At 74.0% G+C, this 19723-nt stretch carries 13 protein-coding genes; 7 read left to right on the top strand and 6 right to left on the bottom strand.

The window, feature by feature from the left end; all coding sequences use genetic code 11:
• The 3 genes from HGA03_RS15665 to HGA03_RS15655 are packed head-to-tail and all read right to left on the bottom strand — an operon-like array spanning position 1 to position 3307.
• Positions 1 to 1029 carry a uroporphyrinogen decarboxylase/cobalamine-independent methonine synthase family protein gene (locus HGA03_RS15665; protein WP_239073557.1) on the bottom strand — a complete coding sequence of 343 codons (1029 nt, stop codon included), beginning with the start codon at positions 1027 to 1029 and terminating at the stop codon, positions 1 to 3.
• Positions 1026 to 2132 carry a tRNA 2-thiouridine(34) synthase MnmA gene (gene mnmA / locus HGA03_RS15660; protein WP_168631239.1) on the bottom strand — a complete coding sequence of 369 codons (1107 nt, stop codon included), beginning with the start codon at positions 2130 to 2132 and terminating at the stop codon, positions 1026 to 1028. The genes HGA03_RS15665 and mnmA overlap by 4 nt, the downstream gene beginning before the upstream one ends.
• Positions 2132 to 3307, bottom strand: a complete 1176-nt coding sequence (locus HGA03_RS15655) for a cysteine desulfurase family protein (RefSeq protein ID WP_168631238.1) — start codon at positions 3305 to 3307, stop codon at positions 2132 to 2134. Before HGA03_RS15655 ends, mnmA begins: the two co-directional genes overlap by 1 nt.
• A gap of 38 nt (positions 3308 to 3345) precedes the next feature.
• Between HGA03_RS15655 and HGA03_RS15650 the strand changes: the two genes are divergently transcribed.
• Positions 3346 to 4338, top strand: coding sequence for a phosphotransferase family protein (locus tag HGA03_RS15650; protein ID WP_168631237.1), 993 nt, complete (start codon positions 3346 to 3348; stop codon positions 4336 to 4338).
• Between the two features lie 13 nt (positions 4339 to 4351).
• On the opposite strand, the gene HGA03_RS15645 is transcribed toward HGA03_RS15650, so the two are convergent.
• The gene (locus tag HGA03_RS15645; protein ID WP_168631236.1) at positions 4352 to 5308 is read right to left on the bottom strand and encodes an electron transfer flavoprotein subunit alpha/FixB family protein; all 957 of its coding nucleotides are present in this window, start codon (positions 5306 to 5308) and stop codon (positions 4352 to 4354) included.
• Complete coding sequence (locus HGA03_RS15640; protein ID WP_203767389.1) at positions 5305 to 6111, bottom strand: electron transfer flavoprotein subunit beta/FixA family protein; 807 nt, start codon at positions 6109 to 6111, stop codon at positions 5305 to 5307. Before HGA03_RS15640 ends, HGA03_RS15645 begins: the two co-directional genes overlap by 4 nt.
• A gap of 78 nt (positions 6112 to 6189) precedes the next feature.
• On the opposite strand from HGA03_RS15640, the gene glgX reads away from it, so the two are divergent.
• Entirely contained in the window at positions 6190 to 8355 is a 2166-nt protein-coding gene (glgX, locus tag HGA03_RS15635; protein WP_168631235.1) for a glycogen debranching protein GlgX, read from the top strand.
• A gap of 46 nt (positions 8356 to 8401) precedes the next feature.
• On the opposite strand, the gene glgP is transcribed toward glgX, so the two are convergent.
• Entirely contained in the window at positions 8402 to 10969 is a 2568-nt protein-coding gene (gene glgP, locus HGA03_RS15630; RefSeq protein WP_168631234.1) for an alpha-glucan family phosphorylase, read from the bottom strand.
• A gap of 106 nt (positions 10970 to 11075) precedes the next feature.
• Here glgP and HGA03_RS15625 point away from each other — a divergent pair, with 106 nt between their 5' ends.
• The 5 genes from HGA03_RS15625 to glgB all read left to right on the top strand — a co-directional run bounded on the left by HGA03_RS15625 (position 11076) and on the right by glgB (position 19446).
• Positions 11076 to 13154: an alpha-1,4-glucan--maltose-1-phosphate maltosyltransferase gene (locus HGA03_RS15625; RefSeq protein ID WP_168631233.1), complete on the top strand. Its 2079-nt coding sequence runs from the start codon at positions 11076 to 11078 to the stop codon at positions 13152 to 13154.
• A 29-nt stretch (positions 13155 to 13183) separates the two neighbouring features.
• A complete protein-coding gene (gene treS / locus HGA03_RS15620; protein WP_373307677.1) occupies positions 13184 to 14926 on the top strand; it encodes a maltose alpha-D-glucosyltransferase in 1743 nt (580 codons plus the stop codon).
• On the top strand, positions 14926 to 16533 hold the full coding sequence (locus HGA03_RS15615) for a maltokinase N-terminal cap-like domain-containing protein (RefSeq protein ID WP_168631231.1): 1608 nt from the start codon (positions 14926 to 14928) through the stop codon (positions 16531 to 16533). Before treS ends, HGA03_RS15615 begins: the two co-directional genes overlap by 1 nt.
• 48 nt (positions 16534 to 16581) lie before the next feature.
• Positions 16582 to 17175, top strand: coding sequence for an SGNH/GDSL hydrolase family protein (locus HGA03_RS15610; protein WP_239073556.1), 594 nt, complete (start codon positions 16582 to 16584; stop codon positions 17173 to 17175).
• A 93-nt stretch (positions 17176 to 17268) separates the two neighbouring features.
• On the top strand, positions 17269 to 19446 hold the full coding sequence (gene glgB, locus HGA03_RS15605) for a 1,4-alpha-glucan branching protein GlgB (protein ID WP_168631229.1): 2178 nt from the start codon (positions 17269 to 17271) through the stop codon (positions 19444 to 19446).
• Positions 19447 to 19723 lie beyond the last annotated feature (277 nt).

The raw sequence follows: 19723 nt of genomic DNA, 5'->3' as shown, positions 1-19723 counted from the left end.
TCAGTCCTCCGCCCGTTCGGCGACCAGCTCGGCCGCCCGTGTCACGGTGGCCAGGGTGGCACGGGCGACCCGCGCCGCGTCCGGGACCCCGGTGTCCGGCGCCGGGGCGAGCAGGCCGACCTCACCGAGTCCGGCGGTGGCCAGTCCCACCCGGCGCCAGCCGTCGATCAGCGGCCGCGCGACCCCCTCGACGTCCGGCCCCGCGCACTGGGACGTGCGCGGTGGTTCGAGCTCGGCCCACAGCCGCAGCCCGGACTCGACCACCTCGGCCACCGTCTCCCACCGGCGTTCGTCCAGGGTCGACAGCCGCACGCCGATGCCGTCCGCACCGGAGCGCCCGGCCACCGGGGCCAGGCCGGCCCCGGCACCCAGGTGCACCACCACCCGGTGCGCCCCGCCGTCCCGCAGCAGCCCGACCGCCCGGGTCAGGCGCTCGGCGACCTCCCCGGCCGGGACGGACCGCAGCCGGGCGTAACCGGAGAACGTGGGCAGCGTCCCGCCGACCACCGCGGCCAGCAGCGGCTCGTGCAGCAGCACGGTGGGTTCGGCGCCGGGCAGCACCCGGGTGATCGCCGCCAGGTACTCCCCGACCCCGGTGCCCAGCGACTCGACCAGCTCGGTGACCGCGCCGTGGTCGGCCACCGCGCGGTCGCCCCGGGCCAGGTACACCGAGGCGGCCAGGGTCAGCGGGCCGCAGACCGGCACCAGCAGCGGCCCGGTCCAGCCGTGTGCGGCCACCGCCAGGGCGTCCACCGTCTCCCGGCGGGCCGCGTCCAGGCGGGCCGCGTCGTGTCCGGGCCGGTCGGCGAGCCGCCAGCCGTGCGGGCCCAGTTCGGCGGGCAGATCGACCAGCAGCCCCAGCCCGGCCGCCACCGCGGAGTGCTCCGGCCCGCGCTCGGGCAGCCGCACCACCCAGGGCACGCCCACCGCCGGTGCCGGGGTCTCGGCGACCTCACCGGTCACCGCACTCTGCGCCTCCAGCGGATCGACACCGGGCCAGGGGCCGGTGCCGGAGACCTCGATGCTCACGCGATCCGGGCCCGTCCGGCGCGGACCGCCGCCGCCACCGTCGCCTGGCCCAGCACCCGGTCACCGCGGTAGAGCACCGCCGACTGCCCGGGGGCCACGCCGCTGAGCCGGTCGTGGTCGATCTCCACCCGCAGCCCGTCCTCGCCCACCGCGCGTGCCCGCACGGGCACCGGGTCGCCGTGCGCCCGCACCTGGAGCAGGCAGTCGGTCCAGTCCTCGGGTGCGGGAGCGAACCAGACCGCGTCCTGACCGTCCAGCGCGTGCACGGTCAGGTCGTCGGCCGAGCCGACCACCACCCGGTTGCGCACCGGTTCGATCTCGAGCACGTAGCGCGGCTTGCCGTCCGGCGCGGGGCGGCCGAGCCGCAGTCCCTTGCGCTGTCCGACGGTGAAGCCGTACGCACCGTCGTGCTCGCCCAGCACCTCGCCGCCGGCGTCCACGATCTCGCCCGGGCGGGAGCCGAGCCGGTCGCGCAGGAAGCCCTGGGTGTCGCCGTCGGCCACGAAGCAGATGTCGTAGGAGTCCGGCTTGGCCGACACGCTCAGCCCGCGGGCGGCGGCCTCGGCCCGCACCTCGTCCTTGGACGGCACGTCGCCGAGCGGGAACATCGCCCGGGCCAGCCGCTCCGGGCCCATCACCGCGAGTACGTAGGACTGGTCCTTGGCCAGGTCGGCCGACCGCCGCAGCACCGGCAGCCCGTCCTCCGCCAGCCCGGCCCGGGCGTAGTGCCCGGTGCAGACCGCGTCGAAGCCGAGGGCGAGCGCCTTGTCCAGCAGCGCGTCGAACTTGATGTGCTCGTTGCACCGCACACACGGGTTGGGGGTGCGCCCGGCCTCGTACTCGGACAGGAAGTCGGCGATCACGGTGTCCTCGAACCGCTCGGACAGGTCCCACACGTAGTACGGGATCCCGAGCACGTCGGCGGCCCGGCGGGCGTCCCCGGCGTCCTCGATCGAGCAGCAGCCCCGCGATCCGGTGCGCAGCTGGGCCCGATTGCGGGACAGCGCCATGTGCACCCCGACCACGTCGTGCCCGGCGTCCACCGCCCGTGCGGCGGCCACCGCGGAGTCCACCCCGCCGGAGAGTGCAGCCAGCACCCGCATCAGCGCACCCCCACCAGTCCGGCGGCCCGCGCCCGCTGCACGGCCCCGGGCAGGGCGGCCAGCAGGGCGGTCACGTCCTCCTCGGTGGAGGTCCAGCCCAGGGTGAACCGCAGGGCGCCCCGGGCGGTCGGCTCGTCCAGCCCCATCGCCAGCAGCACGTGCGAGGGCTGCGGCACCCCGGCCTGGCAGGCCGACCCGGTCGAGCACTCCACCCCGGCGCTGTCCAGCAGGAACAGCAGCGAGTCGCCCTCGCAGCCCGGGAAGGTGAAGTGGGCGTTGCCGGGCAGCCGGTCCGGCCCGGTCGCGCCGCGCAGCACCGCATCCGGCACCGCGGCGCGCACCCCGGCGACCAGGCGGTCGCGCAGCGCCGCCAGCCGGGCGGTCTGGGCCTCCCGCCCGGTCACCGCCTGCTCCACCGCCACCGCGAGCGCCGCGATCCCGGCCACGTCCAGCGTGCCCGAGCGGACCCCGCGCTCCTGCCCGCCGCCGTGCAGCACCGGGGTCAGGTCCAGCCCGCGCCGGGCCAGCAGCGCGCCGGTGCCGACCGGGCCGCCGACCTTGTGCCCGGTCAGGGTGAGCGCGTCCAGCCCGGACCCGGCGAAGTCGACCGGCAGCTGACCGACCGCCTGCACCGCGTCCGAGTGCACTGGCACCCCGTGCTCGGCGGCCAGACGGGTGATCTCCGTCACCGGCTGCACCGTGCCGACCTCGTTGTTCGCCCACATCACCGACACCAGCGCGGTCTGCGCGCCGTGCTCGGCCAGCTCCGTCGCCAGGGCCTGCGGATCGACCCGGCCCTCGCCGTCGACCGGCAGGAACACCAGCTCGGCACCCTCGTGCTCGGCCAGCCACTGCGCCGGGTCCAGCACCGCGTGGTGCTCCACCGCGGAGACGATCACCCGGCGTCGTTGCTGGTCAGCGTCCTGCCGCGCCCGGAACAGGCCCTTGATCGCCAGGTTGTCCGCCTCGGTGCCACCGCTGGTGAAGATCACCTCGGAGGGCCGGGCGCCCACCGCGGCGGCCAGCCGTTCCCGCGATTCCTCGACCACCCGCCGGGCCGCCCGGCCCGCGGTGTGCAGGGACGACGGATTCCCCGCGGCCAGGTGCGCGGTCATCGCCGCCACCGCCGCCGGGGTCATCGGCGTGGTCGCCGCGTGGTCCAGATAGGCGTTCACGGCCACGAGTCTACGAAGGCGTTTGGCAGGATGTGCGCGTGAGTGCCGACGACGCGATGACGCCAGCCCCGGCTCCGATGGCCTTCAGTGGGCAGCGCCTGGACTGGCGTGACCTGCCGCGCGCGGTACGGACCCGGATCCAAGAGCTCGCCGGCGCCCAGGTCAGCGCGGAGACCAGCGCGACCACCGGGTTCAGCCCGGGCTTCGCCGCGGTGCTGGAGCTGGCCGACGGCCGCGGGGTGTTCGTCAAGGCGGTCTCCCCGGAGCAGAACCCGCAGTCGCCGGAACTCGCCCGGGCGGAGGTGCGGGCGGCCCAGGCGATCCCGGCGCAGGTCCCGGCGCCCCGGCTGCTGTGGCACGACGACGACGGCGACTGGGTGCTGCTCGGCTTCGAGGTGGCCACCGGCCGGCCGCCGCTGGTGCCGTGGCGTCCGGTGGAGCTGCGGCGGGTGCTGGACGCGATGGCCGTGCTGGCCGAGGCCCGGCCGGTCGAGGGGCACCGGCTGCCCGCGACCTCCGAGCACTTCGCCGAGGAGTTCCGCGGCTGGCAGCTGCTGGCCGCCGGGCCGGGCGCCGACCTGGACCGCACCGCCGACTGGGCCGAGGGCACCGGCGACTGGCTACGCGCCCACCTCGGCGACCTGACCACCTGGGCCGCGGACGCCCCGGCCGCGCTGGCCGGCGACCGGCTGGTGCACGGGGACCTGCGGGCGGACAACGTGATGATCGACGCCGAGCACGTGGCACTGATCGACTGGCCGCACGCCAGCGTCGGCGCCGGCTGGGCCGATCTGGCGTTCATGCTGCCCAGCGTCGCGATGCAGGGCGGCGGCTGCCCGCAGGAGATCTTCTGGGCCGAGCCGATGGCCGCCGGGGTCGAGCCGGAGCGGCTGCGCGCCGTGGTCGCCGGGCTGGCCGGGTACTTCACCCACGGTGCGCTGCAGCCGCCCCCGCCCGGCATCCCGAACCTGCGCCGGTTCCAGCGGGCCCAGGCCGAGCAGGCGCTGCGCTGGCTGGCCACGCTGGCCTGAGCAGCCGGGGCGGTCAGCCGCGTTCGCGCAATGCTTCGGTCAGCGCCGGCACCACCTCGAACAGGTCGCCGACGATCCCGTAGTCCGCGATCTCGAAGATCGGCGCCTCCGGGTCGGGGTTGATCGCGACGATCGTGCCGGAGGCCTGCATGCCGCCGCGGTGGTGCACCGCCCCGGACACCCCCGCGCCGATGTACAGCCGCGGGGTGACGGTCACGCCGGTCTGCCCGATCTGCGCCTCGTGGCCGATCCAGCCCTCGTCGGTGGCCACCCGGGTCGCACCGACCGCGGCGCCGAGCACGTCGGCCAGCTCCTCCAGCGGACCAAAGTCGCCGTCGGTGCCCCGGCCGCCGACCACCACCACCTGCGCGGAGCCGAGCTCCGGCCGGTCGGAGGGCGCGGTCGGCGTGTGCTCGACCACCCGGATCCCCCGGACCGCGGCCGCGGCGGACACCTCGTGCTCCTGCACCCGGGCCGGCGGGCCGTCGACGGAGGTCGCAGTGACCGCACCCGCCTTCAGCGTCACGGCGGCCCGCTCCGCGGTCACCGCGCACCGGGTGTTCCAGGTGCCGGCCAGCACGGACTTGTCCGTGACCACCCGGCCCTGCTCGTCCCGGGTGACCGCCACGGCATCGGCGATCAGCCCCGCGCCGGTGGCGACCGCCAGGTGGGCGAGCACCTCCTTGGCGTCGAAGCCGGAGGTCGCCAGCACCACCGGCGCGTCGGCGACCGCCGCCAGGGCCGCACCCTGCACCGCGGCCAGCCGGGGATCGGCGTCGGTGACCTGGACCCGGTGCAGCACACTCACCCCGTACCGGCCCAGCTGGGCGGGCACGTCGTCGTCCATCGGCGCGCCGATCCAGACCGCGTGCACCTCCCCGAACACCCGCGCGGCCGTGACCGTCTCCAGGGCAGCCGGACGCAGGGCGCCCTCCTCGGTGTGATCCACCAGGACCAGCACGTCGCTCATCGGTCGCCCTCCCGCACCAGGCCCTGCTCGATCAACCAGTCCGCCAGCGCTCGGCCGGCCTCCGCCCCGCCGGTCACCAGCACCTGTTCGGTTCGCGGCGGCCGGGGTGCGGCGGCCAGCACCTCGGTCCGGGAGCCGGCCTGGCCGACGGTGGCCGGGTCCAGGCCCAGGTCCGCGAGCGCCAGGGAATCCACCGGTCGCTTGCGGGCCGCCATGATCGCCTGGAAGTTCGGGTACCGCGGCTCGTTGGCCCCGTCGGTGACCGACACCAGCGCGGGCAGCGGCGCGGCCAGCACCTCGGTGGCGTGGTCGAGGTCGCGGCGCACCGTGACGTTCCCGCCGTCGACCCGGACGTCGGCGGCCAGGGTGAGCGCGGGCAGGTCGAGCAGGTCGGCGAGCACGGCGGGCAGCAGCGAGGTGAGCCCGTCCAGCCCGGCCATCCCGGTCAGCACCAGGTCGACGTCCCCGATCCGGCGGATCGCGGCGGCCAGCACGGTGGCGGTGGCGATCACGTCCGACCCGGCAATGTCGTCGTCCAGCACGTGCACCGCGGCGTGGGCGCCCAGTTGCAGTCCGCGGCGGGCGGCGTCCTCGGCGTCGTCCGGTCCGACGGTCAGGGCGACGACCTGCACCCCGTCGGAGTCCTCGGCGGCCTCGGCGATCCGGGCGGCCGCCTCCAGGGCGTTCTCGTCCAGCTCGTTGATCGTCCCGTCACCACCGTCGCGCACCATCCGGTGATCCGTTCCGAGGGCACGTTCACCCTGGATGTCGGGCACATGCTTCACGCACACCACGATCTTCACCCGCTCCACGGTACCCGTAGTGGTGAGGTCACCCTCACCGACACCTGAGCAGTACCCAGCAGGCCCCAGAATGGTCGGGTGAGTGCCCCCATCCCGACCCGCCTCGGCGTCCACCTGGCCGGCGACGGCATCGAGGTCGCCGTCCTCGCCCCGCACGCGGAGGCGATCGACCTCTGTCTGTTCGACGCCGCCCCCGACGGCGGGTGGTCCGAGCGCCGGATCCGCCTGGACGGTCCCGAGCTCGGAGTGTTCTCCGCCCGGGTCCCCGGGGTGGGTGCCGGCCAGCGCTACGGCCTGCGCGCGCACGGGCCGTGGGACCCGGTCAACGGACTGCGGTACAACCCGGCGAAGCTGCTGGTGGACCCGTACGCCGTCGGCCTGACCGGGGAGCTCGGCTACGGACCGGAGACCTACGGGCACCGGGTGGACGACACCCTGGCCGGCGATCCCTACGGCCCGGCCGACGACCGGGACTCCGCCGCCCACGTCCCGCACGGTGTGGTGCTCGACCTGCGCCAGGACCCGGAGGCCGACCCGACCGGCAACCGCCCCCGGGTGCCCTGGGCCGACACGGTGGTGTACGAGGCGCACGTCCGCGGCCTGACCGCCCGGCACCCGGAGATCCCCGCCGAGGAGCGCGGTACCTACGCCGCCCTCGGCCACCCGGCACTGATCCAGCACCTGCAACGGCTCGGCGTCACCGCGGTGGAGCTGCTCCCGGTGCACGCCTGCGCCCCGGAGCCGCACCTGGTCGACCGTGGGATGACCAACTACTGGGGCTACAACACCCTCGGCTTCTTCGCCCCCGACCCGCGCTGGGCGAGTGCCGCCGCCCGGGCCGCCGGACCCGCCGCGGTGCTGGCCGAGCTGCGCACCGCGGTGCACCGGTTGCACCAGGCCGGGATCGAGGTGCTGCTGGACGTGGTCTACAACCACACCAGCGAGGGCGGCCTGGGCGGCCAGCACGTCAGCCTGCGTGGGCTGGACTCGGCGGTGTACTACCTGCACGACGGTGGGCACCCGGCCGCGCTGGCCGACGTCACCGGCTGCGGCAACTCGCTGGACTTCCGGCGCACCGAGGTGGTCCGGCTGGCGCTGGACTCGCTGCGGTTCTGGGTGCAGCAGGTCGGCGTGGACGGGTTCCGCTTCGACCTGGCGGTCACGCTGGGCCGCGGGCACACCGGCTTCGACCCGGACCACCCGTTCCTGGTCGCCACCGCCACCGATCCGGTGCTGCAGGGAATCAAGCTGATCGCCGAGCCCTGGGACCTGGGACCGGGCGGCTGGCGGACCGGGCAGTTCCCGCCGCCCTGGTCGGAGTGGAACGACAAGTTCCGCAACTCGGCCCGGTCGTTCTGGCTGGCCGACCCGGCCCGGGCCACCCACGGCGACGCCGGCCACCGGGTGCGCGACCTGGCCACCCGGTTGTCCGGCTCGGTGGACCTGTTCGGGCACACCGATCCCCCGCTGCTGCGCGGCACCCGCTCCTCGGTCAACTACGTCACCGCCCACGACGGCTTCACCCTGGCCGACCTGGTCGCCTACGAGCACAAGCACAACGAGGCGAACGGCGAGGGCAACCGGGACGGCACCGACGACAACCGGTCCTGGAACCACGGCGTGGAAGGCCCGGTGGAGGCCACCGCCGTCGCCGCCGACATCCTGCCGATCCGCCGCCGCTCGATCCGCAACCTGCTCGGCACCCTGCTGCTGTCCGCCGGCACGCCGATGCTGACCGCCGGGGACGAGATGGGCCGCACCCAGCACGGCAACAACAACGCCTACTGCCAGGACGGCGAGCTGTCCTGGTTGCCCTGGGAGCTGTCCCCCTGGCGGCAGGACCTGCTGGCCACCGCCCGGCACCTGACCGCCCTGCGCCGCGCCCACCCCGCCCTGCGCGGGCAGGCGTTCTACACCGGCCGCCCGGTCGGTGCGGACCAGCTGCCGGACCTGTCCTGGTACGACCCGCAGGGCGAGCCGTTCACCCACGACCGCTGGCACGACGGCGATCTGCGCACCCTGCAGATGCTCCGGGTGCACGGCGAGGACCGGGCGCTGCTGGTGCTCAACGGGTCGCTGGAGCCGCAGTCGGTCACGCTGGCGCCCGGCGGCCGCTGGCAGCTGGCCTGGGACTCCGCCTGGGAGCACCCGGACGACGCCCGCAGCGCCGCGATCGAGGGTGAGCTGCACCCCGGCGGCCCGGTGCTGATGGAGCCGCTGAGCCTGCGGCTGTACACGCACTGACGCCGGGCACCCCGGTGTGGGGTGCCCGGCGTCAGGGTCGGTCGGGTCAGCCGGCGTTCGCGACCAGGCCCACCTCGGCCACCGAGCTCAGCCCGTCGTGCCGCGGCACCACCCGGACGCTGTAGCCGAACGGCCCGGAGGCCTCCAGCGTGACGTCCCCGGCGAAGGCGTGCCGACCCGCCTCGTAGCTCTCCACCAGGGCTAGGGAGTCGGTGCTGAACGCGTCCAGCTCGTCGCTCTCCGACACCCGGCCGTGCACCACCTGGACCTCGACGTCGGCCGGGTCCAGCTCGCCGAGCGAGACATAGGCCCGCACGTGCAGGGTGTCGCCGACCTGCGGCACCTCCCCCACGCCGCCGGACTCCACATGGTCCACCCGCACGCCCTGCCAGCCGGCCCGGACCTTGCCCTTCCAGGCGGCCAGTTCGCGGGCGCCGGTGAAGCCGGCCGGAGCGCCGAGCTCGCGCCCCGCGGTCGCGGCCGGGGTGTAGAGCCGGTCCACGTACTCGGCGACCATCCGGGTGGCCTGCACCTTCGGGCCGAGGGTGGCCAGGGTGTGCCGGACCATCGACAGCCAGCGCTGCGGCAGGCCGGCCTCGTCCCGGTCGTAGAACCGCGGGGCGACCTGGTTCTCGATCAGGTCGTACAGCGCGGCGGCCTCCAGGTCGTCCCGGCGGTCGGTGTCCTCCACCCCGTCGGCGGTCGGGATCGCCCAGCCGTTCTGGCCGTCGAACCACTCGTCCCACCAGCCGTCCAGGATGGACAGGTTCAGCCCGCCGTTCAGCGCGGCCTTCATCCCGGAGGTGCCGCACGCCTCCAGCGGGCGCAGCGGGTTGTTCAGCCAGACGTCGCAGCCCGGGTACAGCGACTGCGCCATCGCGATGTCGTAGTTCGGCAGGAAGACGATCCGGTGCCGGACCTCCGCCTGGTCGGCGAACCGGACCAGCTGCTGGATCAGCCGCTTGCCCTGCTCGTCCGCCGGGTGCGACTTGCCCGCGATCACCAGCTGGATCGGCCGCTCCGGGTCGGTCAGCAGCCGGGTCAGCCGCTGCGGGTCACGCAGCATCAGGGTCAGGCGCTTGTAGGTCGGCACCCGCCGGGCGAAGCCGATCGTCAGCACCTCCGGGTCGAGCACGCCGTCCACCCAGCCGAGTTCGGCCGGGCTGGCGCCCCGCTCGCCCCACGACTTGCGGACCCGGCGGCGGGCCTCGGTGACCAGTGCCTCGCGCAGGGTGTGCCGGATGCCCCACAGCTCGGAGTCCGTGATCGCGTCGGAGCGCAGCCAGTCGGCGTCCTCGCCCAACCGGGCGGCGGCCAGGTCGCTGAGCCGGCGGTCCACCCAGGTCGGCGAGTGCACGCCGTTGGTGACCGAGGTGATCGGCACCTCGCTGTCGTCGAAGCCCGGCCACAGCCCGTCGAACATCCCGCGGGAGACCTCGCCGTGCAGCAGGGAGACCCCGTTCGCCCGGCCGCCGAGCCGCAGGCCCATCACGGCCATGTTGAACACCAGCGGGTCGCCGCCGGGGTAGTCCTCCGCCCCGAGCGCGAGCACCCGGTCCACCGGCACCCCCGGGTCGGCGTTCGCGCCACCGAAGTACTGCTCGATCAGCCCGGTCTCGAACCGGTCGATGCCGGCCGGCACCGGGGTGTGGGTGGTGAACACCGTCGCGGCGCGCACCGCCTCCAGCGCCTCGTCGAAGCCCAGCCCGGCCTCGGTGACCAGCTCGCGGATCCGCTCCACGCCCAGGAATCCGGCGTGCCCCTCGTTGGTGTGGTAGACCTCCGGCGCCGGGGCCCCGGACAGCCGCGACCACACCCGCAGCGCCCGCACGCCGCCGACGCCGAGCAGCAGCTCCTGCTGCAACCGGTGCTCGCCGCCACCGCCGTACAGCCGGTCGGTGACCTTGCGGGCCATGTCGTCGTTCTCGGGCACGTCGGAGTCGAGCAGCAGCAGCGGCACCCGGCCGACGGTGGCCACCCAGATGTGCGCGTGCAGGGTCCGGTCGCCGGGCAGGCCGATCCCGATCGTCGCCGGGGTGCCGTCCTCCTCGCGCAACAGGGTCAGCGGCATGCCGTCCGGGTCGAGCACCGGGTAGCTCTCCACCTGCCAGCCGTCCCGGGTCAGTGCCTGCTTGAAGTAGCCGGCGCCGTACAGCAGGCCGACCCCGATGATCGGCACGCCCAGGTCCGAGGCGCTCTTGAGGTGGTCGCCGGCCAGGATGCCCAGGCCGCCGGAGTACTGCGGCAGCACCGCGGTGATCCCGAACTCCGGGGAGAAGTAGGCGATCGTCGACGGCAGCGCGGACTCGGTCTCCTGACGGCGCTGGTACCAGCGCGGCGCGGTGACGTACTCGCGCAGGTCGGCGGCGGCGGCCCGCACCGCGGCGACCACGTCCGGGTCGGCGGCCAGCTCGGCCAGCCGCTCCGGGGCCAGCGCGCCCAGCAGCGCCACCGGGTCGCCGTGCACCCGGTCCCAGGTCTCCGGGTCGATGCGCGCGAACAGGTCGCGGGTCGGCGGGTGCCAGGACCAGCGCAGGTTGTGCGCGAGCTCGTCCAGATCGGCGAGTTCGGCGGGCAGCGAGGTACGGACGGTGAATCGACGGATCGCTCTCACCCGCGAGAGCCTACGCATGTGACCGGGCTCACTGCACCCGCCGGAGGTCCCGGACGCGAAGAATTCACATCCGGTGCCACGTCCCGGATGCCTGACGGGGGTCGCAATGGATAGGTTCGCGGATGTGACCTCGACGACTCCGTCCGCCCGCCGACCTCGCCGTACCCCGGCCAAGGCGGCCATCCCCGCAGCTCAGCTCGGCCACCCGCCCATCGGCCGGATCCCGGTGGTCGACGTCTCCCCGGTGGTGGACGCCGGGCGCTGGCCCGCCAAGGCCGCCGTGGGCGAGGCGGTGCCGATCCGGGCGACCGTGTTCCGCGAGGGGCACGACGCGGTGGCGGCGACCGCCGTGCTGGTCGACCCCGAGGGCCGGGACCACGCACACGGGGCGATGGTCGACATCGCCCCCGGGCTGGACCGCTACGAGGCGCGGCTGGTCCCGGACCGCCCGGGCCGGTGGGGTTTCCGGGTCGAGGGCTGGTCCGACCCCTACGGCACCTGGTCGCACGACGCGCCGCTCAAGGTCGACGCCGGGGTGGACGTCGAGCTGATGCTGGCCGAGGGCGCCCTGCTGCTGGAACGGGCCGCCGAGCCGCTGACCGGCGCCCCGGCCCGGACCCTGACCGACGCCGCGAGCGCCCTGCGGGACGGCGCCCGGCCCGCCCAGGTGCGGCTGGCCGCCGGGCTGACCCCGGACGTGCGGGCCGTGCTGGCCGCCCACCCGGTGCGCGAGCTGGTCAGCTCGTCCCCGACCTACCCCCTGGTGGTGGACCGCACGCTCGCGCTGTCCGGCGCCTGGTACGAGATCTTCCCGCGCTCGATCGGCGCCACCTACGACGAGGCCACCGGCGAGTGGACCTCGGGCACCCTGCGCACCGCCGCCCGGGACCTGCCCCGGATCGCCGGCCTGGGCTTCGACGTGGTGTACCTGACCCCGATCCACCCGATCGGCGCCACCCACCGCAAGGGCCGCAACAACACCCTGGATCCGCGGCCCGGCGACCCGGGCTCCCCCTACGCGATCGGGTCGGCCGAGGGCGGGCACGACGCCATCGACCCCACGCTGGGCACCTTCGAGGACTTCGACGCCTTCGTCGCGGACGCCAAGGAACTCGGGCTGGAGGTCGCGCTGGACCTGGCGCTGCAGTGCTCGCCGGACCACCCGTGGGTCACCGAGCACCCGGAGTGGTTCACCACCCGGCTGGACGGCACCATCGCCTACGCCGAGAACCCGCCGAAGAAGTACCAGGACATCTACCCGCTGAACTTCGACAACGACCCCGAGGGCATCTACGCCGCGGTGCGGGCCGTACTGCAGGTGTGGATCGACCACGGGGTCACCGCGTTCCGGGTCGACAACCCGCACACCAAGCCGCTCAGCTTCTGGGAGCGCCTGCTCGCCGACGTCCGGGCCGCACATCCGGAGGTGATCTTCCTGTCGGAGGCGTTCACCCGCCCGGCGATGATGCTCAACCTGGCCCGGATCGGCTTCCACCAGTCGTACACCTACTTCACCTGGCGCAACACCAAGGAGGAGCTGGCCGAGTACCTGGCCGAGGTCTCCGGTGAGCAGGGGTCCTGGATGCGGCCGAGCTTCTGGCCGACCACCCACGACATCCTCACCCCGTTCATGCAGACCGGTGGCGTCGCCGGCTTCGCGATCCGGGCGGTGCTGGCCGCGCTCGGGTCGCCGACCTGGGGCATCTACACCGGCTACGAGCTGGTCGAGGACGTGCCGCGCCCCGGGGTCGAGGAGCAGATCGACAATGAGAAGTACGAGTTCAAGCCCCGCGACTGGTCCCAGGCCGACCGGATCGGCATCGCCCCGCTGCTCGGCGCGCTGAACACCATCCGCCGCGAGCACCCGGCGCTGCGCCAGCTGCGCAACCTCACCGTGCACGCCACCTCCGACCCGAACCTGCTGGCGTTCTCCCGGCACCTGCCGGCCGACCTGTCCCCGACCGGCCGGGCCGACACCGTGCTGGTGGTGGTCAACCTCGACCCGCACGGCGCCCACGACGCCACCCTCGACCTCGACCTGCCCGCCCTCGGCCTGGAGCCGGGTGCCCGGTTCGTCGCCCACGACGTGCTCTCCCAGGAGGTCTACGCCTGGGACGCCCACCCGTGGGTCCGGCTCGACCCGTACCAGCGGGTGGCGCACGTCATCCAGGTGGAGCGGGTGTGAGCCGCGCGGGCGGGACGGGCGGTCAGCCGGTGCCGCCCGCCGACCCGGTCGCGCCCAGCACCCAGGCGATCGCGCTGACCGCCCTGCCCCGCCGCCGCCAGCCCGAGGTCCCCGAACGCCCGGACGCCTCCGGGCTGGCCGACGACCCGCAGTGGTACCGCACCGCGGTGTTCTACGAGGTGATGATCCGGTCGTTCTCGGACTCCGGCGGCGCCGGCTCCGGTGACCTGCGCGGGCTGACCGACCGGCTGGACTATCTGCGCTGGCTGGGAGTCGACTGCCTGTGGCTGCCGCCGTTCTTCCCCTCCCCGCTGCGGGACGGTGGCTACGACGTCGCCGACTTCACCGCGGTCGCCTCGCAGTACGGCAGCATCGACGACTTCACCGCGCTGGTGCAGGCCGCGCACGACCGCGGCATCCGGGTGGTGGTCGACCTGGTGATGAACCACACCAGCGACCAGCACCCGTGGTTCCAGGCCTCCCGCTCCGACCCGGACGGGCCCTACGGCGACTTCTACGTCTGGAGCGACGACAACACCCGCTACCCGGACGCCCGGATCATCTTCGTGGACACCGAGTCGTCGAACTGGACCTTCGACCCGGTGCGCCGGCAGTACTTCTGGCACCGGTTCTTCAGCCACCAGCCGGACCTGAACTTCGACAACCCGCGGGTGGCCGAGGCGATGATCGACGTCGCCCGGTTCTGGCTGCGGCTGGGGGTGGACGGCTTCCGGCTGGACGCGGTGCCCTACCTGTTCGAGCGGGACGGCACCAACGGGGAGAACCTGCCGGAGACGCACCAGTTCCTGCGCCGGCTGCGCGCCACCATCGACGCCGAGTTCCCGGGGCGGATCATGCTGGCCGAGGCGAACCAGTGGCCCGAGGACGTGGTCGAGTACTTCGGCACCGAGGACGAGCCCGAGTGCCACATGTGCTTCCACTTCCCGGTGATGCCGCGGATCTTCTACGCCCTGCGCGACCAGCGGGCCACCGCCATCGTCGACATCCTGGCCGACACCCCGCGGATCCCGGCCGGCGCGCAGTGGAGCACCTTCCTGCGCAACCACGACGAGCTCACCCTGGAGATGGTCTCCACCGAGGAGCGCGCGTCGATGTACGGCTGGTACGCCCCGGACTCCCGGATGCGCGCCAACATCGGCATCCGGCGCCGGCTGGCCCCACTGCTCGACGACTCGCGCAAGGAGATCGAGCTCGCGCACGCCCTGCTGCTGTCCCTGCCCGGAAGCCCGTGCCTCTACTACGGCGACGAGATCGGCATGGGCGACAACATCTGGCTGCCGGACCGGGACGCGGTGCGCACCCCGATGCAGTGGACCCCGGACCGGAACGCCGGGTTCTCCACCTCCGACCCGGGCCAGCTGTACCTGCCGGTGATCCAGTCGCTGGTGCACCACTACAACAACGTCAACGTCGAGGCCCAGCTCGCCCAGACCACCTCGCTGCTGCACTGGGTCCGGGGCATGCTCGCCGTCCGCCGCCGCTACCCGGCCCTCGGCCGCGGCGACTACCGGGCGGTCCGCGGCGACAACGACGCCGTGCTGGCCTTCAGCCGCACCGACGGCGACCAGACGCTACTGGTGGTCGCGAACATGGCCGCCACCGCCCGCTCCGCCACGCTCACCGCCCCCGACCTGGCCGGACACCGGCTGCGTGACGTCTTCGGCGGCAGCGACTTCCCCACCGTCGCCGAGGACGGCACCGTGACCCTCACCCTGGGATCGCGCGACTTCTACTGGCTGGCGGTGGAGTGATGTCCGACCGACAGGTCGCCCGCGAGCCGCGCGACGACGCGCTGGCCGCACTGCTCGGTCCCTGGCTGCCGCACCGGCGCTGGTTCCCGGCCAAGGGCACCAGCGCCCGGGTCAGCGCCGTGGGCGGCACCACCCTGGTCGATCCGCACGGTGAGGCCGAGGTGCGGGTGCTGCTGCTGCGGGTGGAGTCCGGCTCCGGGGAGTCGGTGCTGCAGGTCCCGCTCACGCTGCGGCCGGGTGCGGTGCCGGGTGCGGTGCCGGATGTGGCCCCTCCGGGTGGGACCGACCCGGACCCGGGCGTGGCGGGCTCGGCCTCAGGCACCGGGGCTCCGGCCTCTAGCACCGGGGCTCCGGCCTCGGCGCCGCCGGACTCACCCGCCCCGCGGGGCTCCCTCGCCGACCCCGCCGCCCTGGTCGGCACCCTGCCGGACGGCACCCTGGTCCGCGACGGAGCCGGAGACCCGGCCTTCCTGCGCGCCTGGCTCGCCTGCGCCGAGGTCGACCCCGGATCCCCGGTCCGCCCCGAGGACCTGGGCGACCCGAGGGTGATCTCCGGCGAACAGTCCAACACCTCGGTGATCCTGCCCGGCGCTGGTCCGGACGGCCGCACCGCCATGCTCAAGGTCTTCCGCGGCCTGTCCGCCGGCGAGAACCCCGACGTGGACGTCCCGCGCGCCCTGGCCCGGGTCGGCTGGGAGCACGTGCCACGCCCGCTGGCCTGGATGTCGGCCCGCTGGCCGGACGGGCAGGGCGTGGTGCACGGCCATCTGGAGGTGCTCAGCGCCTTCGTACCAGGCGCCCAGGACGGCTTCGAGCTCGCCTGCGCGATGGCCGGCCGCGGCGAGTCCTTCGACGAGCTGGCCCGGGAGCTGGGCGAGGTGATCGCCCAGATGCACGCCGCGCTGGCCGAGGCGCTACCGGTGACCGACGAGGACATCGCGGACGGCCCTGGCCCCGACGGCGGGCGCGCCGGGGGTCCGGCGCCCGCGGGGTCCGAGGCTGCTGGGGCGGAGGTCGCCGGGTCTGAAGGCGCTGAACCTCAGGGTGCCGGGACCGACGCGGCGGAGCAGGCCGGCTGCCCGGCCGCGCACGCCCTGGCCGACGCCCTGATCGCGCGCTTCGCCTGGGCCAGCGGCATCGTCCCCGAGCTGCGCGACCACCACGGCCGGGTGCACGCCCTGGCCGAGCGGGTCCGCCTGCTCACCGGCTTGCCCGCGCGGCAGCGGGTGCACGGCGACCTGCACCTGGGTCAGGTGCTCCGCGGCGACGGGACCTGGTACGTGCTCGACTTCGAGGGTGAGCCGCTGCGACCGGTCGCCGAACGCACCCGCCCGGACCAGCCGCTCCGGGACGCCGCGGGCATGCTGCGCTCCTTCGACTACGCCGCCGCGGTCGGCAAGGCGCCCGACGCCTGGACCCGGGTCGCCCGGGACGCCTTCTGGTCCGGGTACACCGCGGCCGCTCCGGCGCTGGACCCCGGACTGGCCTCGGTCTTGCTGCGCACGCTGGAACTGGACAAGGCGCTCTACGAGGCGGTCTACGAGGCGCGCAACCGCCCCGACTGGTTGGTCATCCCGCTGCACGGCGTCGAGCGCCTGCTGGACTGACCCGCCCGGGTTTGTCCCCGGCCCGGGTGACCGTCCATGCTGGCCACCATGCGAATCGTCGTGACCGGTGACAGCGTGACGGACTGCGGCCGACGGCAGGACCCGCAGGCGCTCGGCCACGGCTACGTCCGGTTGCTCGCCGAGGGGCCGCTGTCCGGACAAGAGGTGCGCAACACCGGTATCAGCGGCAACCGGCTCGCCGACCTCGCCGAGCGCTGGGCCGACGACGTCCTGGCCGCCGAGCCCGGCCTGGTCAGCGTCCTGATCGGGGTGAACGACACCTGGCGCCGCTACGACGCCGGGCTGCTCTCCCCGGTCGACGACTTCGAGCGCCGCTACCGCGACCTGCTCGCCACGCTGCCGACGGCCACCCGGGTTGTGTTGCTCGAGCCGTTCCTGCTCCCGGTCACCGAGGAGCAGCAGCAGTGGTGGACCGAGGACCTGGCGGCCCGGGTGGAGGCCGTGCGCCGGATTGCCGCCGATCACGACGCCGTGCTCGTCCCCACCCATCAGGCACTCACGGCCGCGGCCGGCGACCTCGGAAACGCGGCGCTGGCCGCCGACGGGGTGCACCCGACCGCCGAGGGACACCGCGTGATCGCGGACCTCTGGTGGCACACGGTCGCCCCCACCCTGGCCTGACCTGGGGCGGCGGCGCCCACGTCCGCCCGGCGCGGCCACCCACCAGGGACCGATGTCGCTGCACGATTGGTCCGGTGGTGGTTGGGTAGGGCCATGGAACGCGGACCGTCGCCCGTCACCGTCGACCCCGGCACGCTGCGCGCCGTCGCAGCCGGCACCTATCACGAACCGCATGCCGTCCTGGGCCCGCACCGCACCCCGCACGGTGTGGTCGTGCGTACCCTGCGCCCGCTCGCCGATGCGGTGGTGATCATCACCCCGAGCGGCCGGGCCCCCGCGGAGCACGAGCAGGACGGGATCTGGACCGCCGTGCTGCCGGACACCGAGGTCCCGGACTACCGGATCGAGGTGACCTACGGCGAGGACACCACCACCGTCGACGACCCGTACCGCTTCCTGCCCACCGTCGGCGAACTGGACCGGCACCTGATCAGCGAGGGCCGCCACGAGCAGCTCTGGCAGGTGCTCGGCGCCAACGTCAAGCACTACCCCGGCACGCTCGGCGCGGTCGAGGGCACTGCCTTCGCCGTCTGGGCGCCCAACGCCCGGGCCGTGCGGGTGATCGGCGACTTCAACCTCTGGCAGGGCGCCTCGCACGCGATGCGGTCCCTGGGCAGCTCGGGCGTCTGGGAGCTGTTCATCCCCGGCGTCGTGGCCGGTGCCCGGTACAAGTTCGAGGTGCTCGGCCCCGACGGTCACCTGCGCCAGAAGGCCGACCCGCTCGCCAAGGGCACCGAGATCCCGCCGGCCACCGCCTCCGTGGTGGTCGAGTCCGGCTACGAGTGGGCCGACGACGACTGGATCACCCGCCGAGCCGCCACCGACCCGCACGCCGGCCCGGTGAGCATCTACGAGGTGCACCTGGGCTCCTGGCGCAAGGGCCTGTCCTACCGCGATCTGGCCAGCCAGCTGACCGAGTACGTGCAGGACCTCGGCTTCACGCACGTGGAGTTCCTCCCGGTCGCCGAGCACCCGTTCGGCGGGTCCTGGGGCTATCAGGTCACGTCCTACTACGCCCCGACTTCCCGGTTCGGACACCCGGACGACTTCCGCTACCTGGTCGACGCCCTGCACCAGGCCGGGATCGGCGTGATCCTGGACTGGGTGCCCGCGCACTTCCCCAAGGACGAGTGGGCGCTGGCCCGGTTCGACGGCACACCGCTGTACGAGCACCCGGACCCGATGCGGGGCGAACAGCTCGACTGGGGCACCTACGTGTTCGATTTCGGTCGCAACGAGGTGCGCAACTTCCTGGTGGCCAACGCCACCTACTGGCTGGAGGAGTTCCACGTCGACGGCCTGCGGGTCGATGCCGTCGCCTCCATGCTTTACCTGGACTACTCGCGCGAGTCCGGTCAGTGGCGGCCGAACGTCCACGGCGGCCGGGAGAACCTGGAGGCGATCGCGTTCCTGCAGGAGACGAACGCGACCGCCTATCGCCGTACCCCCGGCGTCATGATGATCGCCGAGGAGTCCACGGCCTGGCCCGGCGTCACCGCCCCCACCGATGCGGGCGGACTCGGCTTCGGGCTGAAGTGGAACATGGGCTGGATGAACGACACCCTGCGCTATCTGGCGGAGGAACCGATCAACCGGCGCTACCACCACCACGAGGCCACGTTCTCCCTGGTGTACGCCTTCTCCGAGCACTTCGTTCTGCCGCTGTCCCACGACGAGGTCGTGCACGGTAAGGGCTCGATCATGCGCAAGATGCCCGGTGACGACTGGCAGCAGCGGGCCGGTGTACGCGCCCTGCTCGGCTACCAGTGGTCGCACCCGGGCAAGCAGCTGCTGTTCATGGGCACCGAGTTCTCCCAGGGCACCGAATGGGCGGAGTCCCGGTCGCTGGACTGGTACCTGCTCGACCACCAGGAGCACCGCGGAGTGCAGTCCACCGTCCGCGACCTGAACGCCCTGTACCGGCGCCACCCCGCGCTCTGGGCACTGGATCACAGTCCGCAGGGCTTCGAGTGGATCGACGCCAACGACGCGGACAACAACGTCCTCGCCTACCTCCGGCGCGACGACCAGGGCGACATGGTCGCAGTGGTGATCAACTTCTCCGGCGTTCCGCACGAGAACTACCGCGTCGCGCTCCCCCAGGGCGGCACCTGGACCGAGGCCCTGAACACGGATGCGCAGGAGTACGGCGGATCCGGCGTCGGCAACCTCGGCCAGGTCGAGGCCCGTCCGGAGCCGCACCACGGCCGCGCGTTCTCCGCCGTGCTCCGGGTGCCTCCGATGGGCGCTCTGTTCCTCACCCCGGCCTGACCCCGACGCCGACGTCCGCTGCCCCGTCCCACCCAGGGTGGGACGGGGCAGCGCTCTGTCCGGGCAGCCCAGTGCGCGGCGGTGCGGGGCGGTGGCCGGGACCAGCTCACTGCGCATCGCCGGCGACCCGACCTCGACATAGCGCCGTGCCACACAAGTCCGGAAACGACGAAAGGCCACCCCATCAGGGGTGGCCTTTCGTGAAAGGTGTCCGGCGGCGTCCTACTCTCCCACACCCTGGCGAGTGCAGTACCATCGGCGCTGAAGGGCTTAGCTT

The sequence above is a fragment of the Cellulomonas denverensis genome (assembly GCF_012396125.1).
In the GTDB taxonomy this organism is placed as follows: Bacteria; Actinomycetota; Actinomycetes; order Actinomycetales; family Cellulomonadaceae; genus Cellulomonas; species Cellulomonas denverensis.
The sequence above is the reverse complement of the archived record's forward strand: the minus strand, read 5'-3'. Positions and strand labels throughout refer to the sequence as shown.